General features: G+C 44.3%; 8 protein-coding genes and 1 tRNA gene. 8 read left to right on the forward strand and 1 reads right to left on the reverse strand.

Annotation, left to right across the window (positions count from 1 at the left end; genetic code table 11):
- The first annotated feature begins 4 nt into the window (after window positions 1–4).
- Complete coding sequence (locus BQ7489_RS13415) at window positions 5–1,114, forward strand: endonuclease/exonuclease/phosphatase family protein (protein WP_239496957.1); 1,110 nt, start codon at window positions 5–7, stop codon at window positions 1,112–1,114.
- A 182-nt stretch (window positions 1,115–1,296) separates the two neighbouring features.
- Entirely contained in the window at window positions 1,297–4,287 is a 2,991-nt protein-coding gene (gene secDF, locus BQ7489_RS13420; protein ID WP_072531411.1) for a protein translocase subunit SecDF, read from the forward strand.
- 214 nt (window positions 4,288–4,501) lie between these two features.
- Here secDF and BQ7489_RS13425 read toward each other — a convergent pair.
- Window positions 4,502–4,573, reverse strand: a tRNA-Arg gene (locus BQ7489_RS13425).
- A 193-nt stretch (window positions 4,574–4,766) separates the two neighbouring features.
- Here BQ7489_RS13425 and BQ7489_RS13430 point away from each other — a divergent pair.
- From BQ7489_RS13430 to BQ7489_RS13455, 6 genes are all read left to right on the forward strand, one after another.
- Entirely contained in the window at window positions 4,767–6,620 is a 1,854-nt protein-coding gene (locus BQ7489_RS13430) for a 2-oxoacid:acceptor oxidoreductase subunit alpha (protein ID WP_072531412.1), read from the forward strand.
- 3 nt (window positions 6,621–6,623) lie between these two features.
- Complete coding sequence (locus BQ7489_RS13435) at window positions 6,624–7,634, forward strand: 2-oxoacid:ferredoxin oxidoreductase subunit beta (RefSeq protein WP_072531413.1); 1,011 nt, start codon at window positions 6,624–6,626, stop codon at window positions 7,632–7,634.
- 82 nt (window positions 7,635–7,716) lie between these two features.
- Window positions 7,717–10,419, forward strand: a complete 2,703-nt coding sequence (locus BQ7489_RS13440; protein WP_072531414.1) for an alpha/beta hydrolase family protein — start codon at window positions 7,717–7,719, stop codon at window positions 10,417–10,419.
- A gap of 279 nt (window positions 10,420–10,698) precedes the next feature.
- Window positions 10,699–11,790, forward strand: a complete 1,092-nt coding sequence (locus BQ7489_RS13445) for an AraC family transcriptional regulator (protein WP_072531415.1) — start codon at window positions 10,699–10,701, stop codon at window positions 11,788–11,790.
- A 152-nt stretch (window positions 11,791–11,942) separates the two neighbouring features.
- Window positions 11,943–12,173, forward strand: a complete 231-nt coding sequence (locus tag BQ7489_RS13450; RefSeq protein ID WP_072531416.1) for a hypothetical protein — start codon at window positions 11,943–11,945, stop codon at window positions 12,171–12,173.
- Window positions 12,174–12,295: 122 nt separating this feature from the next.
- On the forward strand, window positions 12,296–12,796 hold the full coding sequence (locus BQ7489_RS13455) for a porin family protein (protein WP_239496958.1): 501 nt from the start codon (window positions 12,296–12,298) through the stop codon (window positions 12,794–12,796).
- The last annotated feature ends 263 nt before the right edge of the window (window positions 12,797–13,059 follow it).

A 13,059-nucleotide genomic window follows, 5' to 3' on the forward strand; every position in this document is an offset into this window, starting at 1 on the left:
GGATATGGTAATGAAACTACGGTATATCAAGCATTTTGTATGGATGATATTGGCTGCTTGTAATATCTTGGTAGCTATAGGTTTTTTGTTGAGTGCCTATAGTCCTTATATTAATCCGGTCCATCATCCGGTATGGGCGTGTGCCGGTCTGTTTTTCCCTATTTTTATTTGTCTTAATGTTGCTTTCCTGCTCATCTGGCTGTTTGTTAAGCCGCTATACGCTTTATTTCCGTTAGTCATATTCCTGATGGGTTTGTCCAGTCTCCGTACTTATACTCCGTTTGGATGGCCGGATAAGGGTACGGGTGAGGATACGATTAAAGTGCTGACTTATAATACACAGGGAATATTACGCGGAAATACTGATGATATGGAAGAACGTAGGATGCTTGATTATCTGAAGGATAGTGAAGCCGACATTATCTGTCTGCAGGAATATATTCCTGGACGGGGGGAGAGACAGATTAAAAAGATGCTTTCCGGTTATTCTTATTATAAGCGTATCGGTTTTGACGGAGCTAATGGGGTGGCTTGTTTTTCCCGTTATCCTATTATTTCTGCCGAGCGGATAAATTACAGGTCGTCGGTGAATGGAAGCGCCTTATTCCGTTTAAGGATGGGGAAAGATACTTTAGTCTTGATAAACAATCATCTGGAATCAAACAAGTTGAATACGCACGATAAGGAACTGTATAATGATATTCTGAAGACTCCACGTGAGGATGTCGTTAAACAGAACGGCAAGTTCCTGTTGAAGAAACTGGCTGATGCCGTTGCCATCAGAGCTTTTCAGGTCGATACCATAGCCCGTACAATCCGTGAGAATCGGTCGAAGTACATGGTTGTCTGTGGTGATTTCAATGATTCTCCTGTTTCGTATGCCCATCGTGTAGTAGGCAAAGGGCTGAGCGATGCTTATGTTGAGGCCGGGAGTGGTCCGGGTTTCAGTTATAATCAAAATCATTTTTATTTCCGTATTGACCATATTTTTGTCAGCAAATCCTTTAAAGTCTTGCAGTGTGAGGTCGACCGTACGATTGATGTGTCCGACCATTATCCGGTATGGTGCCTGTTGGAAAAGGCTGGATGTGATATTCTTTCTCCGGTGTCATGAAGGAAAAATAAACGGCTACGTAATAGTCTTATATGCCGTATAAAAAATGAGATATGTTTTTTTTACCTCCTAAAATTTAAATATTTGGATGCCATTCCTTATATAAATGAAAAAAAAACTATATTTGCAACCTTGAATAAACGCATATTAATAAAAAAGGTAAAATAAATAAATTAAGTAACATGCAAAACAAAGGATTCGTAAAAGTTTTTGCGTTATTACTGACCCTTGTTTGTGTATTCTATCTTTCATTCTCTTTTGTCACCCGCTATCATATGAATAAGGCGGCGCAGGATCCGAAAGGTGAAGCACATTACCTTGATTCAATACAGAATGAAAAGGTTTGGTTGGGTAGTTATACGCTGAAACAGTGTCGTGAGATGGAAATCGGCCTGGGATTGGATTTGAAGGGCGGTATGAACGTCATTCTGGAGGTCTCTGTTCCGGATGTGGTGAAGGCATTGGCCGACAATAAGCCGGATGAGGCTTTCAATAAAGCAGTGGCCGAAGCTGCCAAGCTGCAGGTAACCAGTCAGGATGATTTTATTACATTGTTCATCCGTGAATATAAGAAGCTTGTTCCGAACGGGAAATTGGCCGAATTGTTCGCTACCCAGCAGCTGAAGGATAAAGTTACTACCCGTAGTTCTGATGCGGAAGTCGAATCCGTATTGCGTGAGGAAGTCAAGGCTGCAGTAGAAAATTCATATAATGTATTGCGTACCCGTATCGACCGTTTCGGTGTGGCTCAGCCGAATATCCAGACTCTGGAAGGTAAGATGGGCCGTATCATGGTTGAGCTGCCGGGTATTAAGGAGCCGGAACGTGTGAGAAAACTGTTGCAGGGTTCTGCCAATCTGGAATTTTGGGAGACTTTCGAAGCTAAAGATATTGCACCGGTACTGATTTCTGCAAACAGCCGTGCCCGTGACATCCTGGCCGGTACTTCTTCTGCAGATTCTGTTGCTGTCGATACTACAGCCGTAGCACAGGCTGCTGCCGTTTCTGCAAAAGACAGTCTGACCGCCGCTTTGAAGTGTGAAAGCCTTGACAAGACATCTTCTGCCGATGAGGAACAGTTGAAGAAGGAAAATCCGTTATTGTCTGTATTGTCTGTCAATCAGGCTGGAGTAGGTCCTGTAGTTGCTTATGCCGATTATAGAGATACGGCTGCAGTAAACCAGATTCTGAACATGAAGGAAGTGAAAGAAATCATGCCTCGCGACTTGAAACTGATGTGGGGTGTGGCCGCTTCCGATATGGATAAATCAGGACGCATCTTTGAACTGTATGCCATTAAGTCGACAGAACGGAACGGACGTGCTCCTCTGGAAGGTGATGTGGTTACTGACGCCCGTGATGAATACGACCAGTATCATAAACCAAGTGTAAGTATGTCTATGAACACGGAAGGTGCCCGTCGTTGGGCTACCTTGACCAAGGAAAATATCGGTAAGTCTATCGCAATCGTATTGGATGGTTATGTATACAGTGCTCCGCGTGTGAACAGTGAGATTACTGGAGGTAACTCAAGTATTACGGGTTCATTTACTCCGGAACAGACCAAAGACTTGGCCAATGTGTTGAAGTCAGGTAAGATGCCGGCACCTGCACGTATCGTACAGGAAGATATTGTTGGTCCGTCGTTGGGTCAGGAATCAATCAACCAGGGTATCGTTTCATTCGTTGTGGCGTTGGTTGTGCTGATGATCTATATGTGTGTCATGTACGGCTTCATTCCGGGTATGATTGCTAACGGTGCGTTGTTTGTCAACTTCTTCTTCACATTAGGTATATTGTCGTCTTTCCAGGCTGCGTTGACAATGTCTGGTATTGCCGGTATGGTGCTGTCGTTAGGTATGGCGGTAGATGCCAATGTGTTGATCTATGAACGTACCAAGGAAGAATTGAGAGCCGGTAAAGGAACACGTCAGGCTTTGTCGGAAGGTTATTCTAACGCATTCTCTGCTATTTTCGACTCTAACTTGACATCTATCATTACAGGTATTATCCTGTTCAACTTCGGTACAGGTCCTATCCGTGGATTTGCCACTACATTGATTATCGGTATTCTCTGTTCATTCTTTACAGCTGTGTTCCTGACACGTCTGGTATATGAACATTATATGAATAAGGACAAATGGTTGAACCTGACATTCACTACAGGAATTTCCAAGAACCTGATGCAGAATGTACATTATAACTTTATGGGTATCATCAAACGTTCATTCAGTGTTTGGGGTATCATCATCGTTATCTGTATCATTTCGTTCTTTGTCCGTGGATTGGCCCAGAGTATTGATTTTACCGGTGGACGTAACTTTGTCGTTCAGTTTGAGCAGGTTGTCCAGCCTGAAACTGTACGTAGCCTGTTGCAACCGAAAGTGGGTGATGCCAATGTCCAGGCCATCGCTTTGGGTACCGACGGTAAGACGATCCGTGTAACGACCAACTATCGTATCGAAGAAGATTCTCCTACGATTGACGCCGAAATTGAAGAGTTCCTTTATGAGGCATTGAAGGAAGGTAATTTGCTCGGTAAGGGTACTACGTTGGAAATCTTCATCGACCGTGATAACCGTACCGGCGGTTCAATCATCAGTTCCCAGAAGGTTGGTCCGAGTATCGCCGACGATATAAAGACCTCGGCTATCTGGTCGGTTGTTCTGGCTTTGATTGCTATCGGTCTGTATATTCTGATCCGTTTCCGTAACATTGCGTATAGTGTAGGTGCAACGGTTGCCTTGTGTGTCGATACTGTATTGATTATCGGTGCTTATTCATTGTGTTATGGCTGGATGCCGTTCTCACTCGAAATAGACCAGACATTCATTGGTGCTATTCTGACGGCAATCGGTTATTCAATCAATGATAAGGTGGTAATTTTCGACCGTGTACGTGAATTCTTCCACCTTTATCCGAAACGTGACCGTGCCAAGTTGTTCAATGACTCGTTGAATACTACTTTGGCCCGTACAATCAATACTTCATTGAGTACATTGATTGTGTTGTTAAGTATCTTCATTCTGGGTGGTGACAGTATCCGTAGCTTCGCGTTCGCGATGATTCTGGGTGTTGTTATCGGTACCTTGTCTTCATTGTTCGTTGCTGCTCCGGTAGCTTATCTGACTATGGGACATAAAATGAAAGATGCCGAAAAAGCTGAAGCGTAATAAGATTTTTTGAAATAATGGGAAAGTCGGTCAGTTTGAAAAAGCTGGCCGGCTTTTTTTTATCTGTTCGGTTGAGGGAATCTTTCGGGTAGTCTTGAAAAAACGTATCGGCTGTAAGCATGAACCTACAGTTTGTTGCCGGTTAAGAACGGTGGAAGAAAATTCAGAATTTGCTGTCCGGATGGACTTTTTTAGAGATAATCTGATAAGAGAGTACCCTCGTCGGGAATCGAACCCGAATTTAGCGTTTAGGAAACGCTTGTTCTATCCGTTGAACTACAAGGGCGGTTTCTATAATGGATCCTGCCATTTGGAATGGCATTGCAAATGTACTGAAATAATCAGATATCCCAATACTTTTGCTTGAAAAACTAGCTTTTGAAGTAGCTAAGTGAAATAAACCTCTAAATTATTTTGATTTTTAATGGAACTTAGCGAATTTTGTAACTATTGATTATGTGAACTTTAAATACTAGATTATGGCAGAAGAAATGATTGTCAAGGAGCTGGATGATGTGGTTGTCCGCTTTTCGGGTGACTCCGGCGATGGGATGCAGCTGGCTGGTAACATGTTTTCCAACATTTCGGCTACTGAAGGGAATGATATCAGTACGTTTCCCGATTATCCGGCTGATATCCGGGCCCCGCAAGGTACTTTAACCGGTGTTTCGGGGTTTCAGGTACATATCGGTTCGGGAAAGGTGTATACTCCCGGTGATAAATGTGATGTTCTGGTCGCTATGAATCCGGCAGCATTGAAAACCCAATATAAGTTCTGTAAGCCTCAGACTGTTATTATCATTGATACGGATTCTTTCACCAAACGTGATCTGGAAAAGGCGAAATTCCAGCTTGACAATCCGTTTTCTGAACTGGGAATCAAGAATGAAGTGGTAGAGGCTGCTATCACTACCATGTGCAAGGAAAGTCTGAAGGAAAGTGGTCTGGATAACAAGTCCATCATGCGTACCAAGAATATGTTCGCACTGGGACTGGTGTGCTGGCTGTTCCATCGTGACATTGAGGTAGGAGCCAAACTTCTCCGTGAAAAGTTTGCCAAGAAACCGGCCATTGCCGAAGCTAACGTCAAGATCTTGTTTGACGGCTATCATTTCGGTGAAAATACCCATGCTTCTGTCTCTATCAGCTATAAGGTACCCTGTAAGGAAGGTAAGGCGCCGGGCCGCTATATGGATATTAACGGGAATAAGGCCACAGCCTATGGCCTGATAGCCGCAGCCGAGAAAGCCGGACTACAGTTGTATCTGGGTTCTTATCCCATTACTCCTGCAACGGATATTCTGCATGAACTGGCCAAGCATAAATCGTTGGGTGTAAAGACTGTGCAGTGTGAAGATGAAATTGCCGGATGTTCATCGGCTGTGGGAGCTGCATTTGCCGGAGCGTTGGCTGTCACTACCACTTCAGGCCCTGGTATTTGTCTGAAAAGTGAAGCGATGAACCTGGCTGTCATTACCGAGCTTCCTTTGGTCATTGTCGATGTGCAGCGTGGAGGTCCCTCAACCGGTCTGCCTACCAAGTCGGAACAGACCGACCTGTTACAGGTTCTGTTCGGGCGTAACGGTGAAAGCCCGATGCCGGTAATTGCCGCAACTTCTCCTACCGACTGTTTCGATGCAGCGTATATGGCTTGTAAGATTGCCTTGGAACATATGACGCCGGTGGTCTTGCTGACCGATGCATATATTGCCAACGGATCGGCTGCATGGAAGTTGCCCGACCTGAAAGAATATCCTGATATCAAACCTCCCTATGTAACACGGGATATGGCTGGGACATGGACTCCGTTCAAACGTAATCCTGAAACCGGTGTCCGTTATTGGGCGGTTCCGGGACAGAAGGATTTTATGCACCGTATCGGCGGTCTTGAGAAGAGTAACGAGACCGGTGCCATCTCTACCGATCCGGAAAATCATAACCTGATGACCCGTCTGCGTGCCGAAAAGGTTGAGAAGATAGCCTATTCCCTGCCTTTGCTGCAGGTGGAAGGTGATCCGGATGCCGATTTGCTGATTGTCGGTTTTGGTGGAACTTACGGTCATTTACATTCGGCAATGGACATGATGGCTTCCAGAGGAAAGAAAGTGGCTTTGGCTCACTTCCGTTATATCAACCCGTTGCCTAAGAATACGGCCGATGTATTACGCAGATACAAGAAGATTGTAGTTGCCGAACAGAATATGGGTCAATTGGCCGCTTATCTCCGTATGAAGATAGAAGGTATCCATTTGCACCAGTTTAATCAGGTTAAGGGCCAGCCGTTCGTTGTACAGGAGCTGGTTGATGCATTCACTAAAATCATGGAGGAATAAACGATGAGCGAAATTAAATATACTGCTGCCGACTATAAGGCAGGGCAGCCGCGCTGGTGTCCGGGATGTGGCGACCACGCATTCTTGAATTCATTCCACAAGGCTCTGGCCGAGATTGGTGTACCTCCTCATGAAATTGCCGTGATTTCGGGTATCGGCTGTTCATCTCGTCTGCCTTATTATATGAATACCTATGGTATGCATACCATTCATGGCCGTGCGGCGGCTATTGCAACCGGTGCGAAGGTGGCAAATCCTAAATTAACCATCTGGCAGATTTCGGGCGACGGTGACGGACTGGCTATCGGCGGCAATCATTTTATCCATGCGATCCGTCGTAATGTGGATATCAATATTATCCTGCTGAATAACCGTATCTACGGATTGACTAAAGGCCAGTATTCTCCTACATCCGAACGGGGATTTGTCAGTAAGTCGTCGCCCTATGGAACAGTTGAGGATCCGTTCCGCCCGGCAGAGCTTTGTTTCGGTGCCCGGGGCCGGTTTTTTGCCCGTTGTGCGGCAGTTGATGGAGGTCCTTCGGTAGAAGTGCTGAAAGCTGCTGCCCGACATAAAGGTACATCGGTAGTCGAGGTTCTTCAGAACTGTGTCATCTTCAACGACGGTACACATAATTCCATAGCCAAGAAGGAAGACCGAGAAAAGAACGCTATCTATCTGGAGCATGGAAAACCGATGTTGTTCGGTCCGAACAAGGAATTCGGTCTGATGCAGGAGGGTTTCGGCCTGAAGGTAGTCAAGTTAGGAGAAAACGGAGTGACGGAGAAGGATATTCTGGTACACGATGCCCACACGCAGGATGCTACATTGCACCTGAAACTGGCTTTGATGGAAGGTCCTGATTTCCCGATAGCATTGGGGGTAATCCGTGATGTGGAGGCTCCTACTTACGACGAATCGGTAGAAGCCCAGATTGAGGAAGTTTCTGCAAAGAAGAGCTATCACAACTTTGCCGAACTGCTTGAAACAAATGATACTTGGGAGGTGAAATAACTATGATAGTTCAGGCTGTATCTACGGATACAGCCTGTTTTTTATAAGGAAGTTTTCAATTTGGATAAATTATTGAAGTAAAATGAAGTATTGTAGATTGTGTGCAGGATTATTGTTGCTGCTTCCTGCTTTTTCGATGTTTGCACAACGTTCCTTCACTCCCGATGATCTGGTGAAGTGGAGACGTATCGTGCAGCAGGAGATTTCGGCCGACGGCCGTTGGGCTGCGGTTAAGGTTGCTCCCTGGCAAGGGGATGCACAGGTAGAACTTTACACTACGGACGGCAAGAAATCGGCTGTATATGAGCCGGCCGGGAAATTCGGTTTCGCACATTCTTCCCGTTATCTGGTTGTAGAACAGCTGCCTCGGACCGCTTTGACCGATTCCTTGAAGCTGAAGAAGGTCAAGGAAAACAAGATGCCGATGAACGTGTTGTCTGTATGTGACCTGGAAGGACGTATCGTATGGAAAATCGATTCGCTGAAATCTTATAAACTGGCTGAAGGTGCCGATTGGATTGCTTATCAGCAGGGAAGGAAGGATTCGGTACTGCATGTCGCTTCTTTGGACAAGGCTGTACAGCTTGTCTTTCCGAATGTGTCTTCATTCGGTTTTTCGGAAGAAGGAGCTTCTCTTTATTTTGTGACACGGGATACATTGAACGGTATGCGTCCGGGACTGTACGGCTGGCAGGCCGGTTGGGACAAGCCACGTTTGTTGAAGGCCGGTAAAGGGGCATTTAACCGTTGTACTTTCGATAAGGCCGGTAAACAGCTGGCGTTTCTGTATGCGGAAAACAAGAAGAAAGCTGGTAAGCTGTCATCGCTGTGGTTGTCCGATAACCTGCAGCCAGCCGAAGAAGTGGCGGCTGTATCGGCTCCGGGTCTGCCTGCAGGGTGGGTGATCAGCCCCAACGGAAACTTGTCGTTCTCGGCCGATGGCCGGCGTCTGTTCTTGGGCACGGCTCCCTGTCCGCTGGAGAAAGATACCACGGTTCTTGATAAGTACCGCCCGGATGTTCAGGTCTGGAGTTGGAATGAACCGGTTCAGTACACCGTACAGCAGTATAATCTGAAACGCGACTTGAAAAAAACATACCGTGCCTTGTATAGTGTGGATGGCCGGAAATTGATACAATTGGCCGATACGTCGTTGACCGAAACTGTCGTAGCTCCTGAGGGAGCAGGTAACTGGGTATTGGTTTCAACATCCCGTCCTTATTCCGTTTCGTCAATGTGGGAAGGCCGTACGCGTTCCGATTATTATAAGGTATCATTGGCCGACGGAGCCAGGACTTTATTGAGTAAGGCCGATTATACCAGGTTCCGTCTGTCTCCTTCCGGAAAATATGCCTATGGCTATTGCGAACCCGACAGTTGCTGGTATGCCATCAATATGGAAACCGGAACAAAATGTAATGTGACGGCTTGTCTGGATTTTCCAGTCTGGGATGAAGAAAACGATGTTCCCGACTATCCGTCGCCTTATGGTATGGCAGGCTGGACCGAAAATGACGGGCGTATGCTGGTTTCCGACCGTTACGATATCTGGTCACTTGATCCGGAAGGAAAAGAGAAACCGGTGAATCTTACCCATAACGGGCGTCAGTCTAAAGTGCGTTATAGATGGGTAAAACTCGATGAGGATGCCGATTTTATCCAGACTTCAGGGACCCAGTTATTGACAGGTTTCAATGAAAAGTCAAAAGCTACATCTTTCTATACCGCCGATTTCACATTCTCCGATGCTCCGAAACTGGTTCTGGGCGGTGATTTCCGGTACGGAAAAGCAATGAAGGCCAAGGATGCTAACCGTCTGCTCTATACGAAAGAGAATTTCCAGGTTTACCCCGATGTGTGGAGCGTATCATTGGATTTCAGGAAACCGGTACAGTTGACACAGGAAATCCGTCAGCAGGATGAATATCTGTGGGGAAGTGTAGAACTGGTATCATGGACATCTTTCGACGGTCAGCCTCTGGAAGGATTGCTGTTCAAACCGGCAGATTTTGATCCGTCAAAGAAATATCCGATGATTGTCAACTTCTATGAACGTGATTCGGAGAACCTGCATGAATACCATATGCCTGAGGCACATCGTTCCACAGTCGATTACCATCTTTATCTGAGTAACGGGTATCTGATATTCAATCCGGACATCCGTTACCGTGACGGTTATCCGGGAGAAAGCTGCTACAACTGCCTGATGCCCGGAATAGCAGCGGTTGAATCCATGGGATTTGTCGACGGCAAGCATATCGGTGCGCAAGGTCATAGCTGGGGAGGCTATCAGGTGGCCTATCTGGCTACACGTACAAGTAAGTTTGCTGCCATAGAATCGGGAGCTCCTGTAGTCAACATGTTCAGTGCTTATGGAGGTATCCGTTGGGGATCCGGTATGAACCGTTCATTCCAGTATGAACATACACAAAGCCGTTTGGGAGCCACTCCATGGAGCGGTCCTGTCCGTTATTTCGAGAATTCACCTCTCTTCCTGCTTGATAAGGTGACTACTCCGATTCTGATAATGGCCAATGATAATGACGGGCATGTGCCTTGGTATCAGGGAATAGAATTCTTTATCGGGATGAAACGTCTGCAGAAGCCGGCCTGGCTGCTGAACTATACGGGAGAACCACATTGGCCGTTGCGGTTGGCCAACCAGCTGGATTTCCAGAAGCGTATGTTCCAGTTCTTCAATTGTTATCTGAAAGGAGAACCGATGCCGGTATGGATGAAGGATGGTGTTCCTGCGGTGAAACAGCCTTATATGTTTGGCTATTAAAGCATTGAAAAACAGAGATCTGCATTTCTGTAGAGACTTGTAGAGAAAACGCCTTGACGTTTCTTGAAAAGAACTTGAATTTATAGGAAAAAGAACTTGAACTTCACACAGAAAGTTCAAGTTCTTTTTTTGCATATGTACCGTATGTTTGTTGTGTCTTGAATCCGGTCGGTTGTAAGCAGGAGTGGAACCTGGAGCTATATGTATTTATTTTTATATATTCTTTGCCTGTATGTTTATTTTATTTTACATTTGAAGCTGTGTTTTTAATGTATAGTTATGGGAGTTCTGTATCTGTCGGTCGAGTTGTTGTTTGATTTGACTGCTTGCATATTGGGTATTATTCTGGTGTGTCGTGCTGGAGATAATCATCCGAAATTCTACTGGGGTATTATTGCAACCTGTATAGGTGCTGTTTTTATGTGGGAAAATATCGGTTGGCTTGTCATCGTGTCCGATACTCCGGAATTCCATTTTACCGATCTGTTGAATATTGAAAAGATGTTGAAATGGTATATGATGGCGAGTATTGTAGCGTTATTTCCCACAGCTTCCTTGTTGCCCGGTTATCTGACCCCTTTCAAGATACTTGTTTTTCTGCTTCCGGCTATTTTGCTCACTACCATAGGATTATGCTATCTGGCTTTCAACGGGCAACTGACTTCCTTATTTATTCTCTCGGATGTATTCTCCCATAGTGCCCGTCTGGATGTATCTCTTCGTATAGTTTTATTTGTATTTTCTGTCGTTACTCCGGTCTTTTTCTGTTTTTATCCGCTATTCCGTCAAAGGGCTTATCGGCAGATAAATGGCATGATGTATTTGTTTATTGGACTCATGTGTCTTTTCGTTTTTATTTATTGTATGTTTACCTTGTTTATCAATGAGTTTATCTTCAATTTATTTGGAGCGTCTGCTATTATCTTTGCCATATTCTTCTCGGTGCAATATCTGTGGAAGGAAAATCCGTTCTCCAATCATGTATCTGTAGCGGGGCAGTTTTCCGGGGAGAAAAGTGTTTCTGTCCCTATGCCTTTTCCTTTATTTTATGAGATAGATGTTTTCTTGAAGGGTAATGAGGTCTATACTTGTCCGGACTATGATCTGCGGATTTTGTCAGAAACTTTACAAATAAAGGAGGGTCAGCTGTCAGAGGCTGTGAAGTCGGCTGGATTCAGCAGCTTCAGAGAATATTTGAATGATTTGCGTCTTCTTCATTTTTGCCGGATGGTAGAAACGGAGAAAGACAAGAGCATTAAGGAACTTATTTTTTCGTCGGGCTTTAATTCCCGTTCCACCTTCTACCGTAATTTTTCTGATAAGTACGGGGTTTCTCCAAAACAATTTGTCAGTTTGTACCGGAATAGGTAATAAAGGTGTCCCATTTCTTGAAGTGGGACATTTTTGTTTTTCTGGATTATATCTTATTCTCTACTTTTGACATGTCTGGTCATGGATATCAGGAATATCCTTTCGTTGGCTGGAAAAAACTTTATGCAGATAATTAAAAAAAGAGTTGTGACATGGGACATATCGGGAAGGCAATAAAGGAAGAACTGGAGCGTCAGGAACGTAGCGTGGCATGGTTTGCCAGGCAGCTTTCGTGTGATCGTTCCAATGTATACAGGATCTTCCAGAAAAAAAGTATTGATACACATCTGCTTATTAGAATATGTATCATTTTGAGGCACGATTTTTTTGTTGAATTGTCTCAGGAATATAAAATCGCAATATCCGCTACACAAATGATGTAATTATGCGACATGTTTTTTTTGTTTATTGGCTTTTGTTGACTTATTTTTGTTCATAAATTTTTACAGCATTGGAAAAGATGTGATTTTACAGATATTGTTTAACAAACTTAAATCAAAGAGTTATGAAAAGGTTATTTGTTATGATTTCCATGTTTTGCATGGTTTCGGTTATTGGTTTTGCCCAGGATCTGAAATGGGCTGCAGGTGTTTCATTCGGTTATGGAAGTGATATCTCAAAACCATTTATTGGTGTAAAGGCTCATTATGACATTATAGACCAATTGACAATCGCTCCTTCATTCAATTATTATTTTAAAGATTCTGAAGATTTAGGTTACGGAGAGAGTTTTGACCTGAATTATTGGGATGTCAATGTAGACCTTCATTGGAATTTACTGCATGGTGAAAGATTTAATGTCTATCCGTTTGTAGGTTTTACGTATCTGCATGCAAAGGCATCTTATGAAGGTGAAAGTGAATCGGACGGAAAAGTTGGTGGTAATATAGGTGTAGGCGGTCAGTTTAATATTGCTTCCAATTGGGCTGTCAGTGTAGAAGCCAAATATCAGATCATTGATGGTGGACAGTTTGTGCCGATGGCAAGTATAATGTATAGGTTCTGACCAGTTCCTGTGATAAATGCCTTTACAGATTATTGGTCCGGTTTTTGGGTCGGACAATATTGATGTTGCCGATGAGTCCATTACAGAAAGTTGGGACGTTCCGGATTGTAGAACCTATCACTGATTTATTTGATAGATTTTAGGACCGGGAATGTTTTATAAGACTCCTTCTGTGGTGGACTCTTTGGATTATATTAAATGAATCAAGGTTGGCTTTCAATTGCAGATTTGTATCGTATTAATTGATTAATGTTATGAAGGGT

This window comes from Bacteroides ilei (assembly GCF_900128495.1).
Classification (GTDB): domain Bacteria; phylum Bacteroidota; class Bacteroidia; order Bacteroidales; family Bacteroidaceae; genus Phocaeicola; species Phocaeicola ilei.